The 25,465-nt window shown below is 64.9% G+C and carries 21 protein-coding genes and 2 tRNA genes; 12 read left to right on the forward strand and 11 right to left on the reverse strand.

Going from position 1 to position 25,465, the window contains the following annotated elements:
• The first annotated feature begins 62 nt into the window (after positions 1–62).
• Both hisF and ACP15I_RS10930 read left to right on the forward strand, forming a co-directional pair.
• Complete coding sequence (hisF, locus tag ACP15I_RS10925) at positions 63–824, forward strand: imidazole glycerol phosphate synthase subunit HisF (RefSeq protein ID WP_424965717.1); 762 nt, start codon at positions 63–65, stop codon at positions 822–824.
• On the forward strand, positions 821–1,129 hold the full coding sequence (locus ACP15I_RS10930) for a phosphoribosyl-ATP diphosphatase (RefSeq protein ID WP_424975108.1): 309 nt from the start codon (positions 821–823) through the stop codon (positions 1,127–1,129). The genes hisF and ACP15I_RS10930 overlap by 4 nt, the downstream gene beginning before the upstream one ends.
• 77 nt (positions 1,130–1,206) lie before the next feature.
• On the opposite strand, the gene ACP15I_RS10935 is transcribed toward ACP15I_RS10930, so the two are convergent.
• The 4 genes from ACP15I_RS10935 to rlmB all read right to left on the reverse strand — a co-directional run bounded on the left by ACP15I_RS10935 (position 1,207) and on the right by rlmB (position 3,735).
• Positions 1,207–1,680: a CoA-binding protein gene (locus ACP15I_RS10935; RefSeq protein ID WP_424975109.1), complete on the reverse strand. Its 474-nt coding sequence runs from the start codon at positions 1,678–1,680 to the stop codon at positions 1,207–1,209.
• Between the two features lie 295 nt (positions 1,681–1,975).
• A complete protein-coding gene (locus ACP15I_RS10940) occupies positions 1,976–2,431 on the reverse strand; it encodes a YHS domain-containing (seleno)protein (RefSeq protein ID WP_424975110.1) in 456 nt (151 codons plus the stop codon).
• An 88-nt stretch (positions 2,432–2,519) separates the two neighbouring features.
• On the reverse strand, positions 2,520–2,873 hold the full coding sequence (locus ACP15I_RS10945; RefSeq protein WP_424975111.1) for a hypothetical protein: 354 nt from the start codon (positions 2,871–2,873) through the stop codon (positions 2,520–2,522).
• Between the two features lie 67 nt (positions 2,874–2,940).
• Positions 2,941–3,735, reverse strand: coding sequence for a 23S rRNA (guanosine(2251)-2'-O)-methyltransferase RlmB (rlmB, locus tag ACP15I_RS10950; protein WP_424975112.1), 795 nt, complete (start codon positions 3,733–3,735; stop codon positions 2,941–2,943).
• A 162-nt stretch (positions 3,736–3,897) separates the two neighbouring features.
• Here rlmB and ACP15I_RS10955 point away from each other — a divergent pair.
• Together ACP15I_RS10955 and ACP15I_RS10960 are read left to right on the forward strand one after the other, a co-directional pair.
• Positions 3,898–3,981 (forward strand) — tRNA-Tyr (locus ACP15I_RS10955).
• Positions 3,982–4,173: 192 nt separating this feature from the next.
• Positions 4,174–7,377, forward strand: a complete 3,204-nt coding sequence (locus ACP15I_RS10960) for a reductive dehalogenase (protein WP_424975113.1) — start codon at positions 4,174–4,176, stop codon at positions 7,375–7,377.
• Positions 7,378–7,384: 7 nt separating this feature from the next.
• Here the strand turns inward: ACP15I_RS10960 and ACP15I_RS10965 are convergent, their stop codons facing one another.
• Positions 7,385–7,798, reverse strand: coding sequence for a hypothetical protein (locus ACP15I_RS10965; RefSeq protein WP_424965724.1), 414 nt, complete (start codon positions 7,796–7,798; stop codon positions 7,385–7,387).
• Between the two features lie 112 nt (positions 7,799–7,910).
• Here ACP15I_RS10965 and ACP15I_RS10970 point away from each other — a divergent pair, with 112 nt between their 5' ends.
• Entirely contained in the window at positions 7,911–8,936 is a 1,026-nt protein-coding gene (locus ACP15I_RS10970; protein WP_424975114.1) for a hypothetical protein, read from the forward strand.
• A gap of 63 nt (positions 8,937–8,999) precedes the next feature.
• Here the strand turns inward: ACP15I_RS10970 and ACP15I_RS10975 are convergent.
• From ACP15I_RS10975 to ACP15I_RS10995, 5 genes are all read right to left on the reverse strand, one after another.
• Positions 9,000–9,074: transfer RNA gene (locus ACP15I_RS10975), tRNA-Gly, on the reverse strand.
• Between the two features lie 186 nt (positions 9,075–9,260).
• Entirely contained in the window at positions 9,261–10,697 is a 1,437-nt protein-coding gene (locus ACP15I_RS10980) for a DUF1254 domain-containing protein (RefSeq protein WP_424975115.1), read from the reverse strand.
• Positions 10,698–10,921: 224 nt separating this feature from the next.
• Positions 10,922–11,338, reverse strand: coding sequence for a VOC family protein (locus ACP15I_RS10985; RefSeq protein WP_424975116.1), 417 nt, complete (start codon positions 11,336–11,338; stop codon positions 10,922–10,924).
• On the reverse strand, positions 11,338–14,775 hold the full coding sequence (locus ACP15I_RS10990; RefSeq protein ID WP_424975117.1) for a pyruvate carboxylase: 3,438 nt from the start codon (positions 14,773–14,775) through the stop codon (positions 11,338–11,340). The genes ACP15I_RS10985 and ACP15I_RS10990 overlap by 1 nt, the downstream gene beginning before the upstream one ends.
• Positions 14,776–14,836: 61 nt before the next feature.
• Positions 14,837–15,985, reverse strand: coding sequence for an alpha-hydroxy acid oxidase (locus ACP15I_RS10995; RefSeq protein WP_424975118.1), 1,149 nt, complete (start codon positions 15,983–15,985; stop codon positions 14,837–14,839).
• A gap of 101 nt (positions 15,986–16,086) precedes the next feature.
• On the opposite strand from ACP15I_RS10995, the gene ACP15I_RS11000 reads away from it, so the two are divergent.
• Positions 16,087–18,477 carry an ATP-dependent helicase gene (locus ACP15I_RS11000; RefSeq protein WP_424975119.1) on the forward strand — a complete coding sequence of 797 codons (2,391 nt, stop codon included), beginning with the start codon at positions 16,087–16,089 and terminating at the stop codon, positions 18,475–18,477.
• A gap of 5 nt (positions 18,478–18,482) precedes the next feature.
• Here the strand turns inward: ACP15I_RS11000 and ACP15I_RS11005 are convergent, their stop codons facing one another.
• Positions 18,483–19,079 (reverse strand): LysE family translocator, encoded by a 597-nt coding sequence (locus ACP15I_RS11005; RefSeq protein ID WP_424975120.1) that lies wholly within the window; start codon positions 19,077–19,079, stop codon positions 18,483–18,485.
• A 72-nt stretch (positions 19,080–19,151) separates the two neighbouring features.
• Between ACP15I_RS11005 and ACP15I_RS11010 the strand changes: the two genes are divergently transcribed.
• The 6 genes from ACP15I_RS11010 (at position 19,152) to ACP15I_RS11035 (ending at position 25,465) form a co-directional block, all read left to right on the forward strand.
• On the forward strand, positions 19,152–19,604 hold the full coding sequence (locus ACP15I_RS11010) for an Lrp/AsnC family transcriptional regulator (protein ID WP_424965732.1): 453 nt from the start codon (positions 19,152–19,154) through the stop codon (positions 19,602–19,604).
• A gap of 407 nt (positions 19,605–20,011) precedes the next feature.
• Positions 20,012–21,109 (forward strand): Mrp/NBP35 family ATP-binding protein, encoded by a 1,098-nt coding sequence (locus tag ACP15I_RS11015; RefSeq protein ID WP_424975121.1) that lies wholly within the window; start codon positions 20,012–20,014, stop codon positions 21,107–21,109.
• Positions 21,110–21,817: 708 nt separating this feature from the next.
• Positions 21,818–22,327: a division/cell wall cluster transcriptional repressor MraZ gene (gene mraZ, locus ACP15I_RS11020; protein WP_424965734.1), complete on the forward strand. Its 510-nt coding sequence runs from the start codon at positions 21,818–21,820 to the stop codon at positions 22,325–22,327.
• Positions 22,328–22,329: 2 nt separating this feature from the next.
• Entirely contained in the window at positions 22,330–23,334 is a 1,005-nt protein-coding gene (gene rsmH / locus ACP15I_RS11025) for a 16S rRNA (cytosine(1402)-N(4))-methyltransferase RsmH (RefSeq protein WP_424975122.1), read from the forward strand.
• Positions 23,331–23,684 carry a cell division protein FtsL gene (gene ftsL / locus ACP15I_RS11030; RefSeq protein ID WP_424965736.1) on the forward strand — a complete coding sequence of 118 codons (354 nt, stop codon included), beginning with the start codon at positions 23,331–23,333 and terminating at the stop codon, positions 23,682–23,684. Before rsmH ends, ftsL begins: the two co-directional genes overlap by 4 nt.
• Positions 23,681–25,465: a peptidoglycan D,D-transpeptidase FtsI family protein gene (locus tag ACP15I_RS11035; protein WP_424975123.1), complete on the forward strand. Its 1,785-nt coding sequence runs from the start codon at positions 23,681–23,683 to the stop codon at positions 25,463–25,465. The genes ftsL and ACP15I_RS11035 overlap by 4 nt, the downstream gene beginning before the upstream one ends.

Genomic DNA, 25,465 nt, shown 5'->3' on the forward strand with positions numbered 1-25,465 from the left:
AAGACTTGTTCCGGGGGGCTTGGGCGGCTAAGAGGCCCTGTGCCCATCGCAGGACCGTGCCCATGCTGAAAACCCGTGTCATTCCCTGTCTCGACGTTGCCGATGGCCGGGTCGTCAAAGGTGTGAATTTCGTCGACCTCATCGATGCCGGAGATCCGGTCGAGAGCGCCAAGGCCTATGACGCGGCCGGGGCGGATGAGCTGTGCTTTCTCGACATCCACGCGACCCATGAGAACCGGGGCACGATGTATGATCTGGCCACGCGCACGGCGGAGCAGTGTTTCATGCCGCTGACCATCGGCGGGGGCGTGCGGACGAGCGAGGATGTGCGCAACCTCCTGCTGGCGGGCGCGGACAAGGTCTCGTTCAACTCGGCCGCCGTGGCGGATCCGGACGTGATCGCGCGGGCAGCGGACAAGTTCGGCAGCCAGTGCATTGTCTGCGCCATCGATGCGAAAACCGTTTCCCCGGGCAAATGGGAGATCTTTACCCATGGCGGGCGCAAGCCCACGGGGATCGATGCGGTCGCATTCGCCAAGACCGTGGTGGCCAAGGGGGCCGGAGAGATCCTGCTGACCTCCATGGATCGGGATGGCACGAAGCAGGGGTTCAACCTGCCGCTCACCCGGGCGATTTCCGATGCGGTCTCGGTTCCGGTCATCGCCTCGGGCGGGGTTGGCACGCTGGATCACCTTGTGGACGGGGTGACGGAGGGCGGCGCAAGCGCCGTGCTGGCCGCGTCGATCTTCCACTTCGGGGAGTACACCATCCGCGAAGCGAAGGAGCATATGGCGGAGGCGGGCATCCCCGTGCGCTTGTCATGAGCGTGCTGCATGAGCTCGAAGCGGTGATCGCAGCACGCAAGGGGGCCGATCCGGACAGTTCCTGGACGGCCAAGCTTCTGTCCAAGGGGCCAGAGAAATGCGCTGAGAAATTCGGCGAGGAGGCGATCGAGGCCATTATCGCCGTGGCCAAGGATGACCGTGAGAACCTGACCTACGAGGCGGCTGATGTGCTCTATCACCTGCTGGTGATGCTGGCGGCGCGGGATGTGGCGCTGGAGGATGTTCTGGCGGAGCTGGCGCGACGGCAGGGGATGTCCGGGCTGGCGGAGAAGGCATCGCGCTGAGCGGCCCGTTCAGGACGTGGTCCGGGCCGGGCCTTCGGCGAGGGTATTTGCAGACTTGAGAAGGCCGCGCGCGCGGGTCAGAGCTTGGAGCTGATCACGCCAGTGGCAAACCCGCCCATGCGCAGCTCGCCATAGAGCCGTTGGTATTCGATCTTGGGGCAGCGGTTCTGGATCACGGTCAGGCCGGCGGCTTCGGCCTTGGCGGCGGCCTCCGGATGGTTGACGCCGATTTGCATCCAGACTGTTCGCAAGCTCGGCAGTTCGGCCATGGCCGCGTCGACGATCGCGGGCACATGTTCCGGGCGGCGAAAGATATCGACCATGTCCACGGGCTCTTCGATCTCCGACAGGTCCGCGCGGATGGTCTCGCCCAGCAATGTCTTGCCGGCATGGACCGGATTGACCGGGATCACCCGCTTGCCGCGCAGCCCGAGATAGCGCGCCACGTAATAGGACGGACGCACCGGGTTCATGGACACGCCCACGCAGGCCACGACCCGGGTTCGGGTCAGGATTTCGCGCAGCAGGTCGTCGCTTGGATCTTGGGTCATGGGGCCAGCCTAGCGCCCGGTGAGACAGGCGGAAAGATCTCTTTGCCCGCGCGCCTCTCTCGGTTGATGCACGGGGGTGCCAAAAAAAACGCCCGTGCCGAAACGGCCGGGCGTGTAGTAACGGAACGAGGGACAGTGAAGTGAAGCGCAGGAGTTCCGAGCCCGGCTTCTATAAGTGTTACGTAGGGGCCATGATCTGGATTGAAAGGAGGAGATCACGATTCTGTGATCTCTTGTCAGATCCCCGCCAGTGCCGCGCGGATACTGGCCGATATGCCCGGCCAGAAGGCTGGTGTCAGCCGAGGACCTTGGGCCAGTTGCCATTGGCCCGTGTGATATTGCCGGGGATGTCCTTTTCCCAGCGGCGCTGCACCCGTCTGGAGAAATTCATGTAGAGCTTGCCATCGACGATCTTCCAGGCATCCGGATCCGTGGAGGCGGTATAGCCTTCGGCGACGGCCCAGGCGCAGTAGCCGCCATATTGCGGGGCATAGGCGTCGGGGGTCGCGGCAAAGGCCGCGCGATGGGCGTCAGAGGCGAAGCGCCATTCCGCGCCGTTCCAAGTGTGGGTGAAGGCGGCATCGCCGCTCACGGGTTTGCCGTCGTTGAAATAGGCCACGGGGTCATAGCCGCGAATGGCCAGGCCGCGCTTGCTGTAGATGGCCGGTTCGGCGGCCAGGGCCGGGGCGGCGAAGGGGGCAGCCGCGGTCAGAGCGCCGGTGCCGATCAGGAATGTGCGACGTGAAATCATGGGGTATCTCCTCAAGCGTTGGTCTGCTCAGGAGGTGGCGTTCGACGCCAAAACCAGCAAGAGAAGTGACACGCTTGTGAGGCAGATGTCAGTCGAAGATGTCCTCGATCAGGTCGACCGCCTCGCCCAAAGCCTTTTCCCACAAAGGTTTTTTGCGTTTCTTCTTTCGGTATCCGCCATGGGCCGCGCGCGATGCGGCGCCGCGCGAGACCGGTCCTGTTTCAGGTCCGTGCACGCCGGGGATATAGCCGGTCTCCTTGCGGCGCTTGCCTTTGCCCTTGGGTTTCTTGCCCGGTTCGGTCGGGGTCTTGAGCCATTTCATCTCATGCAACGGCGCGCCACAGGACCCGCAGGCCAGCTCATGCCCATCCCGGGCCGAGGGCACCAGCATGGTGCGCGCAGAGCAATAGGAACAGGTGGCGACTTTGGTGTGCTCGTGCATGAAAAACCTCTCTGACCCCTAGATAGGCGCGGGGCGGTGGGTTGTCATCTGCGCCGCGCGGCTTTGCCTAACCCTTGGGGGTTCGGCAGGCATAAAGCGCGACAGCCGCCGCGTTCGAGACATTGAGCGAGCCGAAGGCGCGGGCGAATGGGATCTTCACCAGCATGTCGCAGGTGGCCTTGGTCTTGTCGCGCAGGCCCGGGCCCTCGGCCCCCATGACCAGCGCGATAGGGCGGTCGCGGCGGGTCTCGAGCGCGGTATCGAGGGTCTCATCCGCCTCACCATCGAGCCCGAGCAGGGTGAAGCCCATGGCGCGCAGCTCCTCCATCGTATCGGCAAGATTCCGGACCCGCAGATAAGGCTGGCGCTCCAGTGCGCCCGAGGCGGTCTTGGCCAGCGCGCCGGTTTCCGGCGCAGCAGAGCGGGCGGTAGCAATGACGGCGGCCGCGCCGAACACCTCGGCAGAGCGTAGGACCGCGCCCACATTATGGGGATCCGTCACCCGGTCGAGCAGCACGACGAGGGGCGGCATCTCCGTGGGGCCACCGAGGCAAACCTCGGCCACGGGGCCCCAGCTCAGGGGTTTGACCTCGAGTGCCGCGCCCTGATGCACGGATCCGGGGTCGAGCGGCACCGGAAATTTTCGCGGATCGGCGATCTCTGGCTCCATCCCCGAGGCGGCGATGGCGTCGGCGAGCTTGTCGGCGGCGTTCCGCGTCACGACCAGCCGCGCCCGGTTGCGCGCCGGGTTCTGCAGGGCATCGCGCACCGCATGCAGCCCGAAGAGCCACAATGTCTGCGCCGCTGCGGCCCGTTTGGCGCGTTCCTTGTCGATCACCCATGTGGGCTTCTTGCCGGCCATGGCATGTCCTTTCGCGCGGCTCAGGGCGCGGGGATAGCCGAGGGGCCACGCCCGGTCAATGTTGTGCCGGGCAAGCGCCGCACAGGTCGATGATTTTCCCGGCTCCGCCCTCAAGTTTTGCGGTTGACGCCCCAGCCCGGCGCGCGTAATCACGCACCCGTTGGGCGACAGGCCGCAAGGTGTGGCAGGGGACTGTAACTCCCTCGCGGAGACGCACGCCTGGTTCGATTCCAGGGTCGCCCACCACTTTCCTCCTTACCTCAGACATGGCGCCAACGCGCAACCCGCGCCCGTGCGATTGTGATCCCGCCCTTTGCGCGTCGGGCGGATTATCCCTTGCGGTGTGTTCGGGGCGGCTTAGCATATCCCCATCCGAGACTGACGCCGGGGAGGGGCCGTGATGTCGAAGACGAGGCTGCCCGCAGGCCGGGGTCGCAGGTGAGCATCCGGTTCTTCTCGGACGCGACGCGGCCTGTGCATATGGGCCCCTATCCGCTGGAACGGCTGGCCCGGGGTGCGATGCCCGATCTCGCGCAGGTGCCCGAGGATCGCCCACTCAGCTTCGCGCGACCCGAGGTGCCGACCTCCATCGTCAATGCCATGGGCGAGTACCAGGCCATGATGGACGCGATCCGGGACGGGCTCGTGAACAAGGCGCGGGCGGAGTGTCCGAGCGATCCGGTGGCGCGGGCCAACCACCTCAAGGCCTTTGGCTATTTTTCCGATGCCGCCATGGTCGGGGCCTGCGCTCTGCCGTCTGAGGCGCTGCTTGCGCGCCCGCGCCGGAACCCGGATATCGACCGGCTGGCCCATGAGCTGCGCACGCGCCAGACCAAGACGCTGGCCTCGGGCATCGACATGATCATGGCCGATCTCAAGGAGAGTATGGAGGCGCCGCCCTCGACCATCATGGATCACACCTATGCCATGGTGTTTCTGTACGAGATGCCCCGGGACCCGCGTCCGGGCGAGCCGGGGACAGCGTGGATCGCTGATGCACAGGCCCATCGCGCTTGCCTGCGCGCCTCCGAGACGGCGGTGGTGCTGGCCAATTACATCCGGCTGCTGGGCTGGGATGCCAAGGCGCATACGGCGACCTCGACGGATGTGTCGCTCAACCGGCTCACGGTGGCGGCGGGGCTGGCGACGGTCGAGGACGGGGTTCTTACGAACCCTTATCTCGGGACCCGGTTCGGCGTGGCGGTTCTGACCACGACGATGGAGCTTGCGGTGGATGCGCCGCTCGCACCCGCGCAGCCCTGGTTGCGGACCAAGGGACCGGCCTGGTGGCTGGGCACGGCCTCGGCCAAATCGGCCCTGAACGGCGACCCGTTCAAATCCCGCGATTTCCGCGACGGGCCGCACCCGTTCGAGACACTCAAACGGGTCGAAAACCCGACCACCTATATCGATGCACCCAATGTGGCGCGGGTGCCCAAGCGCACGGATATGTTCGCGCGCGCCCAGTTCGGGGATATGGGTAAACCCCTGCAGGACGGGGCCAAGGGGGGGTATTACGCCCGCAAGGCGGCCCCATCCATGGCGCAGCGGCGGATGCTCGGGGCCTTTGTCCTCCTGCAGGATGGCGCGTCCGAGACGGAGCGCGCCGTCCCTGAGCCGCAGACCCATGCGGAGGCGATCAAGGCCGCGAGCTATTTCCTCGGCGTGGATGCGGTCGGGATCAGCGCCTGCCCGGATTGGACGTGGTATTCCCACGATGCGCGCGGCGAAGAGATCGACCCGCCCCATGACCAAGCCATCAGCATGATCATCGATCAGGGCTATGAGACGATGGAGGGCGCGTCCGGCGATGACTGGATCTCGGTGGCGCAATCCATGCGGGCCTATCTGCGGTTTTCGCTGCTCGGCGGAGTGATCGCCAAGCAGATCCGCAACCTCGGCTATTCGGCCAAGGCCCATACGGTGCTCGATGGCGAGGTGCTACAGCCGCCCTTGCTGCTCCTGTCCGGGCTGGGCGAGGTGAGCCGAATTGGCGAGGTGATCCTGAACCCGTTCCTCGGGCCGCGGCTGAAATCGGGGGTGGTGACCACGGATCTGCCGCTGGCCCATGACAAGCCGATCGATTTCGGTCTGCAGAGCTTCTGCGAGACCTGCAACAAATGTGCCCGTGAATGCCCCTCGGGGGCGATCACCGCCGGGCCGAAACTGATGTTCAACGGCTACGAGATCTGGAAGTCTGACAGCCAGAAATGCGCCAGCTACCGGATCACGACCCTGGGTGGGGCCATGTGCGGGCGCTGCATGAAGACCTGTCCGTGGAACCTCGAAGGGCTGTTCGCCGAGAAGCCCTTTCGCTGGGCGGCGATGAACATCCCCAAGGCCGCGCCGCTGTTGGCCCGGCTGGATGACGCTGTGGGCAATGGCGGGCTCAATCCGGTCAAGAAATGGTGGTGGGATCTGGAGCTCTATGAGGATGGCGGCTACCGGCCCACGCGGCACCCGGTGAATGCGCGGGATCTGCAGCGGGATCTCGACCTGCGTTACGAGGATCAGACCCTCGCGGTCTATCCGGCACCGCTTGCGCCGCATCCTTATCCATACCCGTTCCCCATGGATCGCGAGGCCGGGATCGAGGCCTATCAGGCGATGATCACCGCCGAAGAGTATCGCGACCGGCTGGCAAAGGGCGATGACGGCGTGATCCACCGGCGCGCCGAGGCTGGCGAGAGCCCAGTCCTGCAGGTCGTGGTGACCAAGGCCGAGGCGATGACGCCCGAGGTGACGAAATACGAGTTCCGACTGCCCTCGGGCGGGGACTTGCCGGAATGGACGGCGGGGGCGCATCTGGACATCGTGGTGGCCCCGGAATTCCTGCGCCAGTATTCCATGTCCGGCGATCCGGCGGATCGGTCGAAATACCAGATTGGCGTGCTGCGCGAAGAGGGCGGGCGCGGCGGATCCAAGCTCATGCACCGGATTTTTGCCGAGGGGCGGCGGGTCTTCATCTCGCGCCCCATCAACCATTTCCCCCTGACCGAGGATGCGCCCATGTCCTATCTCATGGGCGGCGGCATCGGGGTGACGCCAATGATCGCCATGGCGCACCGGCTGCACGCGCTGGCCCGGGATTTTGCGTTGCATTACTCCGTCAGCACCCGCGCCGCAGCTGGCTTTCTCGAGGATCTCGCGGCGATGCCCTGGGCCGATAAGCTGCATTTGCACATCTCGGAGGAGGGCACGCGCGCCGATCTCGATGCACTGTTTGCGGGCCATCCGGAGGGCGCGCATGTCTATACCTGCGGCCCGGAGCGGTACATGAGCGCTGTCATGGAGGCCGCCGCGCGACAGGGCGTGCCCGAGGAGGCGCAGCATCTGGAGTTCTTCTCGGTGCCCGAGACGCCCGACTACGAGAACCATCCTTTCACCCTGCGCCTCGTGCGGTCCGGGCAGGAGTTCGAGATCCCCGCAGACAAGACCGCCACGGATGTGCTGACCGAAGCCGGGATCAAGATCGATGTGAAATGCTCGGACGGGATCTGTGGGGTCTGCAAATGCGGGCTGGTGTCCGGCGATGTGGAGCATCGGGACTTCGTTCTGTCCAAGGCGCAGCGCGAGAGCGCGGTGATCCTGTGCCAGTCCCGCGCCGCCGAAAAGGACGGGGTGATCGAGGTCGACCTTTGAGCCGTACCTATTGCAGCTCGATTTCGCTGCGCTCGAAGCTTGCTGTCTGCGAGGAGCCGTCCTCGAAGGTCACGGTCACCTCGACGCTGGTCAGAGTGTCCAGCGGGAAGGCCACATAGGGCAGGTGGCTGTCGAGCTTGAAGGCATTGGGTGCAGGCGTACCCTCATAGCAGGGTTCCATGAACTTGAAGAGCTGCTCGGCATTGCCATTCACCCGGAAGGCAATCTGTTGCACGCCGCAGCGCCAGCTCTCGATCTGGGTGAAATACAGCAGGTCCTGACCGTTGAACTTGCGCACCGCGACCCAGCTCGACTGGGTGGCCATGAGGATCGGCTTGACCTCCTCGGCGGTGGTGAAACCGGTGGCCATGGCTGGTGTCGCCGCCAGCAGGCCAAGACAGAGCATCAGGGGACGCGGCATAGGGCACTCCGAAATCTCTGGACGGGAACGGGTTGTCCCGCCGCATGAACCCGGCATACTGCAAAAAACCGGGCAGGCCCAGAGATGACCGACTTCCTTCGAACTCCCGCGCATGGATGCGCATGATGCCTTGCCCGTAGCGGAGGGCGAAGCGCCGGGGCGCGACGTGCTGGCCGTGCTGCAGGGCGGGCGTCTGGCCTATGAGGCGTTGATCTTTGCGGCCTCGTTTCGGGCGGCGAACCCGGAATATGACGGGCGTCTGATCTTCGCCGAGCCGCAGCCCGGGCCGCTCTGGGGCGACACCGATCCGACGGCGCCTTCCGAGATCCGCCAGTTTCTGGGGACGGAATACGGGGCCGAGATCCGGCCCTTCGCCTCCGAGGCCTTCGGTGCGCGCTATCCCCATGGCAACAAGATCGAGGCGCTCAAGGTGCTCGACCGCGACCGGCCCTTCGTGTTCTTCGACACCGACACACTGTTTCTCGGCCCGCTTTCGGAGGTGCCCTTTGACGACGCCTATCCCGGGGCCTCCATGCGGCGGACGGGGACATGGCCGGTGATCGAGCTCTACGGGCCGGGCTACACCCAGACATGGAAGGCGCTCTATGACCGGTTCGGGCTGGATTTCGAAAGCTCCCTCGATCTGAGCCATCCGGATGAGTATTGGGAGCGTTACCTCTATTTCAACGCTGGCTGGTTCTTTGGCGGCTGTCCGCTGGCCTTCCATCGCCGCTATCTCGAGATCGCGCGCAGCATCTGGGATGACCCGCCGCCCGAACTGATCTGTCAGCCGCTGGAGCCGTGGCTCGACCAGATCGCGCTGCCCTTGGTTGTTCACGGGCTCGGCGGTGGGCGGGACGCGGTGCCGCCCGGATTGCTCGACGGGCGGATCACCTGCCACTACCGGCTTTTGCCTTTGCTGTACGCGCGAGAGGCGGATGTGGTGGTCGAGGTGCTGGAAAGGGTAACGGCCCCGAACCGGATCAAGAAGCTGCTCAAGGGGTCCGAGGCGGCCAAGCGGATGATTTATCAGGGCAAGGGGGCCAAGGCGCGCGCGCTCTTTGATCGGGCGGCTTTGCCCCCCAAGGAGCAGACCATCCGCAACACCTTGAAACGCAACAAGCTCTGGCTGCGCTAGTGCGCAACACCGCGTCCCCCGGGGTGGGGTAAATTCAATCATGTCTGGTCGGAGAACTTCAACTGGAGCGGGCGAGGCGATTCGAACGCCCGACCCTAACCTTGGCAAGGTTATGCTCTACCCCTGAGCTACGCCCGCATCAGTTGAGTGACGCTGATGTATCCAGCAGCCCCCTTGGCTGCAAGTGAAAAAAGCACGGATTTGCGATTTTTTGCTGCGCCCGCCGGTCGCAGGTCGGCAGGATCCGGACGGCGGCGGTTCGGACCGCTTGGACGCGCCGCCACGGGGAACGGGCGACGCGCCTGCGCGCTGTTTGCGGGGCCGCTAGGGGAGGAGCGTGATCTCTCCCGGGCGCCAAGTCTGGTCGAACCAGGGCTCGAGCGGTCCATAGAGCCGCATGATTGTGTTCCACCCTTTTCCCGGCACGGTCTGAAGCCAGTTGCTCTCGAATCCTTCCGGCGCCACGGGGCCGAAATAGATATCTGTCGAGCCATCCGCATTTTGCACCAGCCCGTCATCATTGCTGCCCAGGGCGGGAAACTGCTTGTCCGTCTGAAGCATCGAGCGGGTCTGGTTGTCATAGAGGGTGAAGGACCAGAAATCCTTGGCAGGCGGATCGGCGGGCACCGTGAGCTTGTAGGTCTTGCCACCGTCGAGCGCGTTGCCCTCCGCATCCCGGTAGGTGAAGGCGTATTGCGATCCCTTGCCCACCACTTTCAACGCCATCGCCGGCGTGACGCCCGTCGCATAGAAGTGAAAGGCACTGCGGAAATCGTGCAAAGTGGCCCCGTCCAGCACCCAGGTATAGGCCCCGCCGGGAAAGGCTGTCTGCCAATAGCTCTCGCCCGGATACCAGTAGACGCGCGGGTCGCGGGGCTTGGAGACCAGCGTCTTGACTGTCACGGCACCGGCGGCTGCCGCGCGTTTCAGAATGGCCTGCATCCTGTCATCGGGCGCAAAGGGCTGACCCTTCTGAATGCCGATTGCCGCCAGATGTCCCAAAAGCTCCGGCTCTTCGCCCTGCAGGGGTTCGGATTGCACCACGGTGTTGATCTCGTCGTACATCCGCTCGTCCATCACGTGGATCGTGTTGAACTCTTGGCCCGAGACGTTCACGAAGGTCATTTCCGGCGGCGCGTCCGCTGCCGAGAGTGGGTACATCCGGAACCTGTCCTGGGTGGCTTGCACCGCCTCCGCCGTAGAGCCGTCCTTGAGATAGCCCCGCCAGAGCACCCAGTGACCGTAGGTGTCCGAAGGCACGACATCGGTGTAGCCCTCGGTGGGCACCGGGCCCTCATATCCCGGGGGAAGTATCAGGAACTTCCCGCCTTTCCCCTCATCCGGGCCGAGATTGCCGAAATCCATGACGTATTTGAACCAGGCATTGTTCAGAAACCCGAGCACATTGGGCGGCGTTTCGATCACCATCGGCTCGTCGCCCAACTGAAGCCACGCGGTCTGATAGACGCTGGTCGTGTTCGGCGTCAGGAACAGCGCCTTCGAATCCATCAGATCCGCAAACTGCAAGACAGTGGTGTTGACCGGTCCAAAGGCCTCGATCCCGCGCCGCATGGCGTCCATCGAGGCGATCTTCACACCGTCCAGATAGGCTTGGTACGCATGGGTGAAGTCGAGCAGATTGTAGATCTTGTCTGCGGTCTCGGCGTCCGGCACCCCGTCAAAGAAATTGAGAGCGCCCAGCTGCGTCTCGATATTGTCGGGGGTGGTGATCCCGTCCGGGATCGTGGTGCTCATGGCCATCTGCGGCGGGTCCTGCGCGAGCGCGACGCCCCCCAGGACCAGCCCGATGGATACAACTCCTGGCGCTAATTTTGACATGCTTGTCCTCCCCCTCGTTGCGGGAAGCCTAGGCAGAAGTCGTGTTCAGAGCAAATTTGCGCCGGGTTGCATCCGGTGCGCGTCGGGACGTTTCGCCGTCGGGATGGCGCCGCTGCCTTGTAAGAAGAGGGCGCCAGACCCGCGTGTCAGGCTTGCGTGCCGCTGCGGCCTTCGGGATCGGTGTATTGGATCAGGTCCCAGCGATTGCCCCAGGGGTCGGCAAACACGGCGACCGTGCCGTAGGGTTCGTCGCGGGGCGGGCTCTCGAACGGGACGCCTGCGGCGCTCAGCCGTGCGAAATCCGCGTCGAAATCTTCGGTCTCGAGAAACAGCCAGACGCGCCCTCCGCCCTGCTGGCCGATAACGGCCACCTGGCTGGGTGTGGCGGCGCGCGCCAGCAGAAATTCGGTCTCTGCCCCGGGCGGGGCTACGCGCACCCAACGCTTGGTGTCCGACAGGCGCGTATCCTCGCGCAACTCGAACCCGAGCGTCTGGGTGAAAAAGGCGATCGCCCGGTCGTAGTCATCCACGACCAGGCTGAGGGCGGCGAGCCTGCGCGGCATCAGCTGAGCTCGATCAGCAGGTCCTTGGCGTCGATCTGTGCCGCCGGGCTCACATGCACTGCGGCGACCACCGCATCGCGCTCCGCATGAATGCCGGTTTCCATCTTCATGGCCTCGATGGTCAGCAGAAGATCACCCTCCTTGACCTTGGCCCCCGGCTGCACTGCGACCGAAGCCACGACACCGGGCATGGGCGCCCCGATATGGTTCGGGTTGCCCAGCTCGGCCTTGGGCATCTTCGCGACCGTGGCCGCTGCCTTGCGGTTCGGCACCCGCACGACGCGGGGCTGGCCGTTCAGCTCGAAGAAGACCTTCACCTCGCCATCCTCATTGGTCTCGGAGGCGGTCTGCATCCGGATCTCGAGGGTCTTGCCCGGATCGATCTCGGCCTCGATCTCGTCACCGGGCTGCATGCCGTAGAAGAAGGTGCGGGTGGGCAGGGTCCGGACCGGGCCATACTCGCTGTGGCGGGCCATGTAATCGGTGTAGACCTTGGGATACATCAGGTAGCCGTTGAGATCCTCGTCATCCGCAGTGGTGCCGGTCTGGGCTTCCAGGTCCTTGCGCGTCGCCTCGAGATCCACGGGCGGGAGGTGCTTGCCCGGGCGTTCCGTGCTCGGCTTCTCACCCTTGAGGATCTTGGACATGATCTTTTCCGGGAAGCCGCCCGCAGGCTGGCCTAGATTGCCGCGCATCATGTCGACGACCGAATCCGGGAAGGCCACGTCGCGATTGGGGTCCTCCACATCCGCACGGCTCAGGCCCTGGCTCACCATCAGGAGCGCCATGTCGCCCACGACCTTGGAGGAGGGCGTCACCTTCACGATGTCACCAAACATCTGGTTCACATCCGCATAGGTCTGGGCGACCTCGTGCCAACGCTCCTCAAGCCCGAGGGACCGGGCCTGCGCCTTGAGGTTGGTGAACTGGCCACCGGGCATTTCGTGAAGATACACCTCCGAGGAGGGGGCCTGCTGGCCGGTCTCGAAGGCGGCATATTCCTCGCGCACCGCTTCCCAGTAATCCGAGATCTCGCGCACGGCCTTGATGTCGAGCCCGGTGTCGCGATCCGTGTGACGCAGGGATTCCACGACCGTGCCGAGGGTCGCCTGGCTGGTATTGCCCGACAGCGCATCCATGGCGCAATCCACTGCGTCCACGCCGGATTCCGCCGCCGCGACGATCGTGGCGCAGGCGATGCCGGCGGTATCATGGGTGTGGAAGTGGATCGGCAGGCCGACCTCTTCTTTCAGGGCCTTGATCAGGATCCGGGCCGAGGCTGGCTTCAACAGGCCCGCCATATCCTTCAGGCCGAGCACATGGGCGCCCGCGGCCTTCAGCTCCAGCCCCATATCCACATAGTATTTGAGGTCATACTTCGCCCGCTCGGGGTTCAGGATGTCGCCTGTGTAGCAGACCGTCCCTTCGCAGACCTTGCCGCTCTCGAGCACCGCGTCCATGGCGACGCGCATGTTTTCGACCCAGTTCAGGCTGTCAAAGACGCGGAACACGTCGACACCCGAGGCGGCGGCCTGACGGGTGAATTCCTGCACCACGTTATCGGGGTAATTGGTGTAGCCGACCCCGTTCGAGCCGCGCAGCAGCATCTGCGTCATCACATTGGGCAGACCGGCACGGATGTCGCGCAGGCGCTGCCAGGGACATTCCTGCAAGAAGCGATAGGCCACGTCGAAGGTCGCACCGCCCCAGCATTCAACCGAAAAGAGCTGCGGCAGGTTCGCGGCATAGCTGGGCGCGACCCGGATCATGTCGATGGACCGCATCCGCGTGGCCAGCAGCGACTGGTGCCCGTCGCGCATGGTGGTGTCGGTGATCAGCAGCTGCTTCTGCTCCGACATCCAATCCGCAACCGCCTGCGGACCTTTTTCCTCCAGCAGGGTACGGGTGCCGGGGGCCGGTGCGGCCTTGGGGGCAGGGGCCTTGAGCGCGCGGGGCGTGGCGGGCGGCATGGCGCGGCCCTCGGTCTCGGGATGTCCGTTGACCGAGATATCCGCGATATAGCGCAGGATCCGCGTGGCCCGGTCGCGCCGCTTGGGGAACTCAAAAAGCTCTGCCGTCTCGTCGATGAATTTCGTGGTGTATTGGTTGTTCAGGAAGGTCGGGTGCTTCAGCAGGTTCTCGACAAAGGCGATATTCGTGCTGACACCGCGGATCCGGAACTCGCGCAGGGCACGGTCCATCCGCGCAATCGCGGCCTCGGGGGTCGGGGCCCAGGCGGTGACCTTCTCCAGCAGGCTGTCATAGTAGCGGGTGATGACCGCGCCGGAATAGGCCGTGCCGCCATCAAGGCGGATGCCCATGCCCGTGGCCCCGCGATAGGCGGTGATGCGGCCATAATCGGGGATGAAGTTGTTCTGCGGATCCTCGGTGGTGACCCGGCACTGGATCGCGTGACCGCTCAGGGGCACGTCATATTGGCTGGCCACGCCGGTGGCCTCGATCAGGGACTTGCCCTCGGCGATCAGGATCTGGGCGCGCACGATGTCGATGCCGGTGATCTCTTCGGTGACCGTATGCTCGACCTGAACGCGGGGGTTCACCTCGATGAAGTAGAAAGACCCGGTGTCCATATCCATCAGGAATTCGACCGTGCCCGCGCATTCGTAGTTCACATGGGCGCAGATTTTGCGACCTAGCTCGCAGATCTGCTCGCGCTGGGCGGAGGAGAGGTAGGGCGCGGGCGCGCGCTCCACGACCTTCTGGTTGCGACGCTGGACCGAGCAGTCGCGCTCCCACAGATGATAGATATTGCCCATCGTGTCGCCGAGGATCTGAACCTCCACATGGCGGGCGCGGGTGATCATCTTCTCGAGATAGCCTTCGCCATTGCCAAAGGCGGCTTCGGCTTCTCGGCGGCCTTCCCGGACCTTCTCGGCGACCTCATCGGCGCCGAAGATCGGGCGCATGCCGCGACCGCCGCCGCCCCAGGACGCTTTGAGCATCAGGGGATAGCCGATGGTTTCCGCCTCGGCCTTGATCGCCTCCATATCATCGCCGAGCACCTCGGTCGCTGGGATGACCGGCACGCCGGCGGCGATGGCCACCTTGCGCGCTGACGCCTTGTCACCAAGGGCGCGCATGGTTTCGGCCTTGGGCCCGATGAAGGTGATGCCGTTGGCAGCACAGGCATCCACGAAATCCGGGTTCTCCGACAGCAGGCCATAGCCCGGGTGGATCGCATCCGCACCGCAGAGCTTGGCGACCCGGATGATCTCGTCGATGCTCAGATAGGCGGCCACGGGGCCCATGCCCTCGCCGATCTTGTAGGCCTCATCCGCCTTGAAACGGTGCAGGCTGAGCTTGTCTTCCTCCGCATAGACCGCAACCGTCTTCTTGCCGAGCTCGTTGGCGGCCCGCATCACCCGGATGGCAATTTCGCCGCGATTGGCAATCAGGATCTTTTTGAAGTCAGTCATCGGGTCCTCATTGGTAAACTTTATTGTCCATGTACGGCAAACCGTTCCAAACCGGAAGCCCCTAGCGTCTCGGGGCCAATTCGTCGCGGAAATCGGCAAGGGTGGCAAGGCCGCACATTTGCATGTTCGTGATCAGGTCCTGGGTCAGCAGATGGATCAGGTGGCGCACGCCGCGCGGCCCCAGTCCAGCCAAGGCAAAATGCCAGGCGCGCCCCAGCATGACGAAATCCGCGCCCATCCCCACCGCGCGGAGAATGTCGAGCCCGCCTTCGATCCCGCTATCATAGATCAGCGGGTAGTCGGGGCCAACCGCGGCGCGGATCGCCGGCAGCTGCGTGATCGCGCCCGGCCCGCCCTCGAACTGGCGCGCGGAGTGATCCGACACCCAGATCCCGTCCACGCCAGCCGCTTGCAGCCGCGTCGCATCCTCGGGTCGCAGCACGCCCTTGACCACCAGAGGGCCGTCCCATCCAGCGCGCAGCGCGTCGAGATAGGCCCAGTCGGGCGCGCCCCGGATCGCCTTGCCTGCATGGGCCATGTAACTCGCCGCGCCGGATTTCTCGACATAGCTTTCGGCCAGCTTCAGAGAGGGGCGCCCATGCTGCGCCATGCCAAGCGCCCATCGCGGGTGCAGGGCCATCTGCGCGACCATGCGCGGTGTGATCTTGGGCGGGATGGTCAGGTTTGCGCGGCGTTGCCGCTCGCGGCGGCTGTCGGCGGGCACATCCACGGTCAGAACCAGCGTCTCGAACCCCGAGGCCTTGGCCCGGGCCATAATATCGTCGCGGATCACCGGGTCCGCCGGTGGGTAGAGCTGGAACCAGCCCATCCCCCCCGCCTTGGGGCCGACACGCTCAGGCACCTGGGTGGCGACGGTCGACAGACCATAGGGAATGCGCGCCGCTGCGGCCTCGGCGGCCAGCAGCCGTTCCGCATCTGGCCAGATCAGCCCGGACATGCCCACGGGGGCAATCCCGAAGGGGCGGGCATAGCTGCGGCCCAGCAAGGGAGTTTCGAGAACCGGGTCGATCTCGCCATGCAGAATGCTCGGCAGCAGGTGGATCGCATCGAGCGCGGCCCGGGTCGTGCCCACTCCCACCTCGCGATCGCCGGTCGCGCTGTCGAGATACTCGAAGACGAAGCCGGGAATGCGTCGGCGTGCAGCCCGCCGCAGGTCGGAAATCGCCGGATGGGTCGTGTCCAGATCCATGGGCCCTTGCTAAGCATTTCATCTGATTGCGCAATAGAGGAGTCGCGAACAGATGTGGAACATAGCTTTCCCCCCGTCCTGCTTCGCGCTATGTTTGCCCCATGAACAGTTTCGACGATACCGACGCCTTTGAGGCGGGCGCCAATCTTTCGCTCTCGGCACGTGCCATGGGGGCGCGCCCGACCCCCTATCTCGACACGTTGAACCCCGCGCAGCGCCAGGCGGTCGAGGCGTTGGAGGGGCCGGTCCTGATGCTCGCCGGGGCCGGGACGGGCAAGACCAAGGCGCTGACCTGTCGGATTGCGCATCTGCTGACCACCGGGACGGCGCGCCCGAACGAGATCCTGGCGGTGACCTTCACCAACAAGGCCGCGCGCGAGATGAAGGACCGGGTCGCCAACCTCATGGGGCAGGCGGTCGAGGGGATGCCGTGGCTCGGCACGTTCCACGCGATTGGCGTGAAGCTGCTGCGCCGCCATGCGGAGCTGGTCGGGCTGAAGTCGAACTTCACCATCCTGGATACGGATGACCAGATCCGGCTTCTGAAACAGGTGATCTCGGCCGCCAATATTGACGAGAAGCGCTGGCCCGCGCGCCAACTCGCCCATATCATCGACGGCTGGAAGAACCGCGCCTGGGCGCCGGATGCGGTGCCTGCCGCCGAGGCCTCGGCCTTCAACTCGCGCGGTGTCGAGCTCTATGCCGCGTATCAGGAGCGTTTGCGCACCCTGAATGCCACGGATTTCGGGGATCTCCTGCTGCACGTGGTCGGGATCTTTCAGAAGCATGAGGATGTGCTGGCCCAGTATCAACGCTGGTTCCGCTATATCCTCGTGGACGAATATCAGGACACGAATGTCGCCCAGTATCTCTGGCTGCGTCTGCTTGCGGGCGGGCACAAGAATATCTGCTGTGTCGGCGATGATGACCAGTCGATCTATGGCTGGCGCGGGGCCGAGGTGGGCAACATCCTGCGGTTCGAGAAGGATTTTCCGGGCGCGCTCGTGATCCGGCTGGAGCAGAATTACCGCTCCACCCCACATATCCTCGCCGCGGCCTCGGGCGTGATCGACGGTAATAAAGGGCGGCTTGGCAAGACCCTCTGGACCGAGGCGCAGGAGGGCGAGAAGGTCCGCCTGATCGGTCATTGGGACGGCGATGAAGAGGCGCGCTGGATCGGCGAAGAGATCGAATCGATGCAGGGCGGAACAAGGGGGATGCGCCCCTTTGAGCTGGACCAGATCGCGATTCTCGTCCGTGCCTCGCACCAGATGCGTGCCTTCGAGGACCGGTTCCTGACCATCGGGCTGCCTTACAAGGTCATCGGCGGCCCGCGCTTTTACGAGCGGATGGAGATCCGCGACGCCATGGCCTATTTCCGCGTCGTGACCAGCCCCGAGGATGATCTGGCCTTCGAGCGGATCGTGAACACGCCGAAACGGGGGCTGGGCGACAAGGCCCAACAAAAGATCCAGATGAGCGCGCGCGCCAATGGCGTGTCCCTCAAGGAAGGCGCGCGGATCCTGCTGGCGGCCAAGGGGCTGACCGGGAAGGGCGCCAAGGAGCTGGGGCTGCTGATCGACGGGCTGGACCGCTGGACCGCCACGGCGCGCGAGGACCGGACCTCCCACGTAGAGCTGTCGCAGGTCATTCTGGATGAAAGCGGCTACACAGCCCATTGGCAGAACGACAAGACGCCCGAGGCCCCGGGGCGGCTCGAAAACCTCAAGGAACTGGTCAAGGCGCTGGAGGGGTTCGAAAACCTGCAGGGCTTCCTTGAGCATGTCAGCCTCGTGATGGACAATGACACGGGCGCGTCAGGCCCGCAGGTGTCGATCATGACGCTCCACGCGGCCAAGGGGCTCGAGTTTCCGGCGGTCTTCCTGCCAGGCTGGGAGGATGGGCTGTTTCCGTCCCAACGCTCCATGGACGAGTCGGGTCTCAAAGGCCTCGAAGAGGAGCGCCGTCTGGCCTATGTGGGTATCACGCGGGCTGAAGAGCTCTGCACGATCTCATTCGTGGGCAATCGACGGATCTTTGGTCAATGGCAATCGGCCCTGCCGTCGCGCTTCATTGATGAGCTGCCCGAGGCCCATGTGGAGGTTCTCACGCCGCCGGGGCTTTATGGTGGGGGCTACGGGGCGGCGGCGCCGGGCGGCTTGCCGGACGGGGTGAGCTACGGCTCGAACCTTGAAGAGAAGGCGGCCGAGGCCAATGTCTATAACTCCCCGGGGTGGCGTCGGATGCAGGCGCGCAGCGCGTCGCGCGGAACGAGCCAGCCGCGCGAGAGCCGCAACATGGTGATCGACGCCACGGCGATCTCGAGTCACGCGCTGGGCGACCGGGTGTTCCACCAGAAGTTCGGCTATGGTGCCGTGACCGGGATCGAGGGCGACAAGCTCGAGGTTGCCTTCGAGAAGGCCGGGGTCAAGAAGCTCGTCGCGAAATTCGTGGTTGCCGCGGATCAGGCGGGGGATGATGTGCCCTTCTGAGGGCGCTATCCCAACAGGATCGGCACGAGCGAAGCCATGAGCAGCACCGCCATGGTCCAGTTGAAGGCGCGCAGCCGTCCCGGGCTCGACAGCCAGCGGGCCACTTGCGTGCCCATCCAGGCCCAGATCGACACGGACGGAAAGTTGGTCGCGCAGAACGCCGCCGCCACGAGCACGGCGCCGAGCGCCCCGGCGCCGGGCGCGGTGTAGACGGTGACCGCGGTCACGCCCATCACCCAAGCCTTGGGATTGACCCACTGAAAGGCGGCAGCTTGCAGAAAGGTAAAGGGCCGCCCCTCGGTCTCGGCGCCTTCGGGGGGTGCGGCATTGGCGATCTTCAAGGCAAGCCATCCCATATAGGCCACGCTCGCGATTTTCAGCACGGTGTGGAACATCGGCCACGTCACAAAGACCTGCCCGAGCCCCAGTCCTAGCAGCAGCACCATGAAGGCATGGCCAAGGCTGATCCCCAGCAGGTGGGGCACCGTCCGCCGAATCCCGAAATTCGCGCCGGAGGCCAGCACCATCAGGTTATTCGGCCCCGGCGTGATCGAGGAGACGAGAGCGAAGGTCATCAGGGCGAGGAGCGTTTCAAGTGTCATGGCGCAACCCTGCCGCATCCATAGCCGAATGAGATTGCAAAAAATGGGTAGATCGAACTACTTTTGCAACAAATGGCGAAGCTTGACCCAATCAACGAAAAGATATTGCAAGAGCTCAGCCGCGATGGGCGGCTCAGCAATCTTGATCTCGCCGAGCGGATCGGTCTCTCGCCCTCTGCCTGCCTGCGACGGGTGCAGGAGCTGGAACGCTCGGGCATCATTCAGGGCTATCGCGCTGTCCTGAACCGCACGGCGCTGGGGCAGGGCTTCACGGTTTATATGGCCGTGGGCCTGTCCGAGCACACCAAGGCAGACCAGCTCGGCTTCGAACGGGCGGTGGCCAATGCGCCGGAAGTCCGCGAATGCCACAACGTGACCGGGACGGTGGAATACCTCTTGCGGGTCGAGGTGGCCGATCTCGCGGCCTTCAAGACCTTTCACACGGATGTTCTGGGCACCCTGCCGCAGGTTTCCAGCCTGACATCCTATGTGGTGATGGGCAGCCCCAAGGACGAGCGGGCCTGATCAAGGCGGTCGCGGGGCGTGGTCACAGCGGTTTGGGCAAAAAAAAGCGGCGACGCTAGGGAGGAGGAAAGCGCCGCCGCATATTACAGAAAACCCAGGGAGGAGGAGGGGTCTTCTGATCTGGTGCGCGAGCTCGGCTTTGTGTAAACCTTGTCTCGCTGGGCGTCTGCAGTGCTGCGTCGCCCTCTGTTGAGATTGAATATAGGCGTATGCTGCGCTGCAACAAGAGCCGTCTTGTCAAAACAGTTATGCATTTCTTGCATTGCGCAAACTGCAAACGGATCGTTTTCGAAATGCAAGCGCTTTGAGGCCGGCCAAATCGTTGAAATCAGACCGTATCGCCGGGTTGGACCTTGTCATGGCCGACCCGACGCCCACTTAGAGGGCAGGTCGATTTAGGGGGTTCCATGACGCGCGACGACATTTTTGCTGCACTCGCGAAGGTTGAGGTGCCGGGCGGCGGGACGCTCAAGTCCCGGGATCTGGTGCGGGCGCTGGCCACCGATGGCGGGCAGGTTCGTTTCGTGATCGAGGCGGCGGATGCCGAAGAGGCGCGCAGCTTTGCCGGTTTGCGTGACGCGGCCGAAGCGGCCGTGCGCGCTTTGCCCGGGGTGACCGGTGTTCAGGCGGTGTTGACGGCCCATGGCCCGGCGGGCAAGGCGCCCGCGGCGGCCAAGGCCCCCGCCGGAGAGCCGCCTAGCCTCAAGATCGGGCGGCATCCGACCCCGGATCAGGGCAAGGGACCAGCCAAGATCGCAGGTGTGGACCGGATCCTCGCCATCGGGTCGGGCAAGGGCGGCGTGGGCAAATCCACGGTCTCGTCCAATCTTGCCGTTGCGCTGGCCAGGCAGGGGCGGCGCGTGGGTCTGCTCGATGCAGATATATACGGTCCCAGCCAGCCGCGCATGATGGGCGTGTCCAAGCGGCCCGCCTCCCCGGACGGCAAGACGATCCTGCCGCTGACGGCGCATGGTGTGACGGTGATGTCCATCGGCCTGATGCTGGATCCCGCCAAGGCGGTGGTCTGGCGGGGCCCGATGCTCATGGGCGCGCTGCAGCAAATGCTGGGGCAGGTGGCCTGGGGCGATCTGGATGTGCTGATCGTGGATCTTCCCCCGGGGACGGGCGATGTGCAGATGACGCTGTGTCAGCGCAGCGCGGTCACAGGGGCCATTGTCGTCTCCACGCCGCAGGATGTGGCGCTGCTGGACGCGCGCAAGGCGCTCGATATGTTCGCCACGCTCAAAACCCCGGTGCTCGGTCTGATCGAGAACATGTCGAGCTACCATTGTCCGGAATGCGGGCATGAGGCGCATCTCTTTGGCCATGGCGGCGTGCGCGACGAGGCGCAGAAGCTCGGGCTGCCCTTCCTCGGAGAGTTGCCGCTGAGCCTTGATGTGCGGGTCGCCGGGGATGGTGGTACGCCGATCGCGGCGGGGGACGGGCCCGAGGCGGCGGCCTATGCCCAGCTCGCCGCAGGTCTTGTCAAAGGCGGCATGGCCTAGGTCACTTCGTGAGGTGCGCCGAGGTCAGGCGCACCCACCCAGTCCCATGCTGCGTCACGGTCGTGGGATTGCATGGGACGATTGGGGGAATGGGGTCCGTGTGCCCCGTGAATCCGGCTGAATTTGTTAAAAATCAGTTAAAATCGGCGAATCGAAGCGCCGCGTGCCCGGTGGGATGCGGCGCGATTCGCGCGCTTTGACCTCCAGATCTCCATGAAACACCCGCTCTGACGAAAAAAATTTGGGCCCAAATGGGGCGTCATGGGACGGGATGGGCGCGACTATATCTAGGGGCGCGCCCCACAGATGTTGCAAAAATCCCGCGAAATGTGGTGGCCTTGGTGATCGCTGTCTTGCGTCGGACTCCGCCCTGTGAGAGCTTGGATGGGTCTTGGTCCCGTAATTTGGCATTGCTTCCCAAGCATTCCCATGACATAAAAATCCCATCGAAAGCGACGGACATCAGCGGCACCCAACGACCGCGACCGACAAAAAAGCAGGTTTCATACAGGCCGCGCATTTCGAAAGACGATTGACGCACCACGAGCAGACATCCCCCCAGATGGTGGACGCGTCGGTCATCCCAGTCTCTGGGTCGAGTGCGGCGGATCGGGCTATGGCAGCAGCACGATCCGCCGTTTTCACGTCCGGGCCATCGGCATCCGGACACAGGCAATCACGGGGGGGCAGGCAGAGGAGCGGCCCCCGTTGGCGCGCATGTTCCGAGGTGAAAGTGTCCACAAGGTGGACAGCAAGGGGCGGGTCTCGATCCCCGCCGGCTTTCGCCGCGTGCTCGAGGATAACGACCCGCGCTGGACCAAGGACCGCAACCCGGAACTGGTCATTGTCTATGGCGATCACCGCCAGAATTATCTCGAATGTTACACCATGGCCGCGATGGAAGAGGTCGATGCCAAGATCGCACGTCTGCCGCGCGGGTCGAAACCCCGGCGGATGCTCGAGACGCTCTTTACGGGGCAGGCCCATGAAACTTCGGTCGATGAGACCGGGCGGCTCGTGATCCCGGCCAAGCTGCGCAAGAAGATCGGCCTGTCCGGCGAGGCGCATTTCATTGCCACGGGCGATACGTTCCAGATCCTGTCGCCCGAGGGCTATGGCGCCAAGATGGGCGAGATGGCCGATTGGCTCGACGATCTGGACGAGGATGTGGACCCGCTCACCTTCCTCGATGCCGGTCCCAGCGGCGGCGAGGTCTGATCATGACCGCGTCGGCGCCAGATCCGTCGGATGCGCCCCATATTCCGGTCCTGCTCGGCCCGATCCTGTCCCAGTGCGCGCCGATTGCAGGCACATGGCTGGATGGCACCTTCGGGGCCGGTGGATATGGGCGCGCCCTGCTCGACGCCGGGGCGGAAACGCTGATCGGCGTCGATCAGGATCCCCTCGCGCTCGATATGGCGGCGGAATGGGCGGCGGAATACGGTCCGCGACTGCGCCTCGTGGCGGGCAATTTCGAACAGCTGGATACGCTGGCGGGCGCGCCGCTCGATGGGGTGGTGCTCGATCTTGGGGTGTCCTCCATGCAGCTCGATCTGGCCGAACGCGGATTTTCCTTTCTGCGCGACGGGCCGCTCGACATGCGCATGTCGCAGGAGGGGCCATCGGCGGCGGATCTGGTGGCGGAGGCCGAGGAAGGTGTTCTCGCCGACATCCTGTTCCACCTGGGCGAGGAGCGCGCGGCGCGTCGGATCGCCAAGGCCATCGTGGCGGCCCGTCAGGTCGCGCCGATCACCCGGACATCCGAGCTGGCCGAGATCGTCTCGGGCTGCCTGCCGCGCCCCAAGCCGGGGCAAAGCCATCCGGCCACGCGCAGTTTTCAGGCGCTTCGCATCGCGGTGAATGATGAGCTGGGCGCGCTGGTCCGGGGGCTGGAGGCCGCCGAGCGTGCGCTGCGCCCCGAGGGATGGCTCGCGGTCGTGACCTTTCATTCGATCGAGGACCGGATCGTCAAACGCTTTCTCACCCAGGCTTCGGGCGGTGGCGGTCGCGCCAATCGCTACGCCCCCGAGACCGCCGAGATCGCGCCGCGCTTCCGGCTCAGCCCGCGCAAGGCCATCGCGCCCGACGCCACGGAGCTGGCCGCCAATCCGCGCGCCCGGTCTGCCCGGTTGCGCCTTGCGCGCCGGACCGAGGTCGAAGCCCGCCCCGCAGATTACACAGGCCTAGGCCTGCCCCGTTTCTATTCGTTGACGGAGACACCATGAGGACGTTGCTCTACACCCTCGCCATTGGCTCGGTGGTCGGTCTGGCCTATTGGGCATACGAAGAAAACTTCGAGACACAGCAGGCGCTCAAACGTCTGCGCGCGGTGCAGGCCCAGATCGGCGACACCCGCGAGGCGCTGGCTGTGCAGCGCGCGGAATGGGCCTATCTGAACCGCCCGGACCGGCTCGACGATCTGGTGGAGATGAACTTCAAGGGGCTGGAGCTCTTGCCGCTGACCCCGGGCCATTTCGGCGCGCTGGATCAGGTGGCCTATCCGCCCAACCCCTCGCTGGAGGGTGAGCTGGCCGAGACCATCGAAGTCAGCGCCACCGCGGGAGGCCGGCCATGACCCGCACCCCCCTGCGCCCCTTGGCCCGGATCCTCCATGCCGGCGAGACCGGGGGCAATCCCGACCTGATCGAGCGCGAGAATATCCGCCGTCGCCATGAGGTGATGCGCGACGAGTGGCGCGTGATGGCCGAGCAGCGGCTGCTTCTGGCGGCGTTCTGCTGTCTGCTTGTCTTCGGCTTCGTCGGCGCGCGGATGTGGGCGATTGCCTCGACCCCCGTGGCCGAGCCGGTTGCCGCCGTCAGCGATGCGCGGATCGACGCGACGCGGGCGGATATCGTGGACCGGAACGGACGCGTGCTGGCGACCAATCTGGTGACCCATTCGCTCTATGCTCAGCCCCATCTGATGACCGATCCCGAGGGCTCGGCCGAGGCGCTGGCCGCGTTGTTTCCGGATATGGACAGTGCGCGCCTGCGCGGCTGGTTTACCGGTGATCGCAAGTTCATCTGGCTGAAGCGGCGGATCTCGCCCGAGCAGATGCAGGCGGTCCATGACATCGGCGATCCCGGGCTGCAATTCGGCCCGCGCGAGATGCGGCTCTATCCCAATGGCGCGCTGGCCGCGCATATCCTGGGGGGCACCGGGTTCGGGCGCGAGGGCGTGCAATCCGCAGAGCTTCTGGGCGTGGCCGGGGTCGAGAAGGCGATGAATGCCCGGCTCAGCGATCCGGCGACGGCGGGCACCCCGCTCGCGCTGTCGATTGACCTGACCATTCAGGCGGTGATCGAGGATGTGCTGGGCTCAGGCATGCGCCTGATGAATGCCAAGGGCGCGGCGGCGGTGCTGATGCATGCCCATACGGGCGAGATCCGCGCCATGGCCTCGTTGCCGGATTTCGATCCGAACACCCGCCCGCAACCGCTGGTCGAGGGGGAGGCCGGGGACAGCCCGCTCTTCAATCGCGCTGTGCAGGGGGTCTACGAGCTCGGCTCGTCCTTCAAGATTTTCACCGCAGCTCAGGCGCTTGAGCTGGGTCTCGCGAACCCGGACACGATGATCGACACGACCAGCCCCATGCGCTGGGGGCGTCACAAGATCGGTGATTTCCGGAATTACGGGTCCGAGCTGAGTCTGACGGATGTCATCGTCAAAAGCTCGAATGTGGGTACGGCCCGGCTCGCGCTGGAGATCGGTGGCAAGCGGCAGCGCGAATTCCTAGACGCGCTTGGCTTTCTCGCGCCAACGCCGGTGGAGATGATCGAAGCGCCCGGTGCGCGGCCACTCTGGCCCGAGAGCTGGGCGGATATCCACACCATGACCATCAGCTATGGCCATGGGATTTCGACCTCGCCGCTGCATCTGGCGGCGGGTTACGCGTCGCTTCTCAATGGCGGGACCAAGGTGACGCCCACGCTCTTGCGGCAGGGCGCGCCCGTGGTGGGGCCGCGCCTTGTGTCCGAGGAAACTTCTGCTGCAGCGCGGGACATGCTGCATCAGGTGGTCGAGCGGGGCACGGCCAGCTTCGGTCGCATCCCGGGCTATGCGATCGGCGGCAAGACCGGCACGGCGGACAAGCCTCGCGCCGCCGGGGGCGGGTATTACGAGGACAAGGTGATCGCTACCTTCGCCTCGGTCTTTCCGGCGGATGATCCGGAATACATCCTGATCGTGACGCTGGATGAGCCGGTGGAAACCTCGGGCACCGAGCCGCGCCGCACGGCCGGTTGGACGGCTGTGCCCGTTTCGGCAGAAATCACACGCCGGATCGTTCCGCTTCTGGGGCTGCGCCCAAGCGTTGAATATCTCGGAGATCCTGAGATAACGCTCGCACGCAACTAA

Source organism: Dinoroseobacter sp. S124A, assembly GCF_049801015.1.
Taxonomy (GTDB): Bacteria; Pseudomonadota; Alphaproteobacteria; order Rhodobacterales; family Rhodobacteraceae; genus Dinoroseobacter.

Coding starts and splice junctions, on each gene's coding strand:
- ACP15I_RS10990 (WP_424975117.1), bottom strand. CDS start 14,775: ATGACTGACTTCAAAAAGATCCTGATTGCCAATCGCGGCGAAATTGCC.
- rlmB (WP_424975112.1), bottom strand. CDS start 3,735: ATGGCCGGCAAGAAGCCCACATGGGTGATCGACAAGGAACGCGCCAAA.
- ACP15I_RS10935 (WP_424975109.1), bottom strand. CDS start 1,680: ATGACCCAAGATCCAAGCGACGACCTGCTGCGCGAAATCCTGACCCGA.
- ACP15I_RS10940 (WP_424975110.1), bottom strand. CDS start 2,431: ATGATTTCACGTCGCACATTCCTGATCGGCACCGGCGCTCTGACCGCG.
- ACP15I_RS11005 (WP_424975120.1), bottom strand. CDS start 19,079: ATGACACTTGAAACGCTCCTCGCCCTGATGACCTTCGCTCTCGTCTCC.
- ACP15I_RS10965 (WP_424965724.1), bottom strand. CDS start 7,798: ATGCCGCGTCCCCTGATGCTCTGTCTTGGCCTGCTGGCGGCGACACCA.
- ACP15I_RS11000 (WP_424975119.1), top strand. CDS start 16,087: ATGAACAGTTTCGACGATACCGACGCCTTTGAGGCGGGCGCCAATCTT.
- ACP15I_RS10985 (WP_424975116.1), bottom strand. CDS start 11,338: ATGCCGCGCAGGCTCGCCGCCCTCAGCCTGGTCGTGGATGACTACGAC.
- rsmH (WP_424975122.1), top strand. CDS start 22,330: ATGACCGCGTCGGCGCCAGATCCGTCGGATGCGCCCCATATTCCGGTC.
- ACP15I_RS11010 (WP_424965732.1), top strand. CDS start 19,152: ATGGCGAAGCTTGACCCAATCAACGAAAAGATATTGCAAGAGCTCAGC.
- ACP15I_RS10930 (WP_424975108.1), top strand. CDS start 821: ATGAGCGTGCTGCATGAGCTCGAAGCGGTGATCGCAGCACGCAAGGGG.
- ACP15I_RS10995 (WP_424975118.1), bottom strand. CDS start 15,985: ATGGATCTGGACACGACCCATCCGGCGATTTCCGACCTGCGGCGGGCT.
- ACP15I_RS10970 (WP_424975114.1), top strand. CDS start 7,911: ATGGATGCGCATGATGCCTTGCCCGTAGCGGAGGGCGAAGCGCCGGGG.
- hisF (WP_424965717.1), top strand. CDS start 63: ATGCTGAAAACCCGTGTCATTCCCTGTCTCGACGTTGCCGATGGCCGG.
- ACP15I_RS10945 (WP_424975111.1), bottom strand. CDS start 2,873: ATGCACGAGCACACCAAAGTCGCCACCTGTTCCTATTGCTCTGCGCGC.
- ACP15I_RS10980 (WP_424975115.1), bottom strand. CDS start 10,697: ATGGCCATGAGCACCACGATCCCGGACGGGATCACCACCCCCGACAAT.
- ACP15I_RS11015 (WP_424975121.1), top strand. CDS start 20,012: ATGACGCGCGACGACATTTTTGCTGCACTCGCGAAGGTTGAGGTGCCG.
- ACP15I_RS11035 (WP_424975123.1), top strand. CDS start 23,681: ATGACCCGCACCCCCCTGCGCCCCTTGGCCCGGATCCTCCATGCCGGC.
- ftsL (WP_424965736.1), top strand. CDS start 23,331: ATGAGGACGTTGCTCTACACCCTCGCCATTGGCTCGGTGGTCGGTCTG.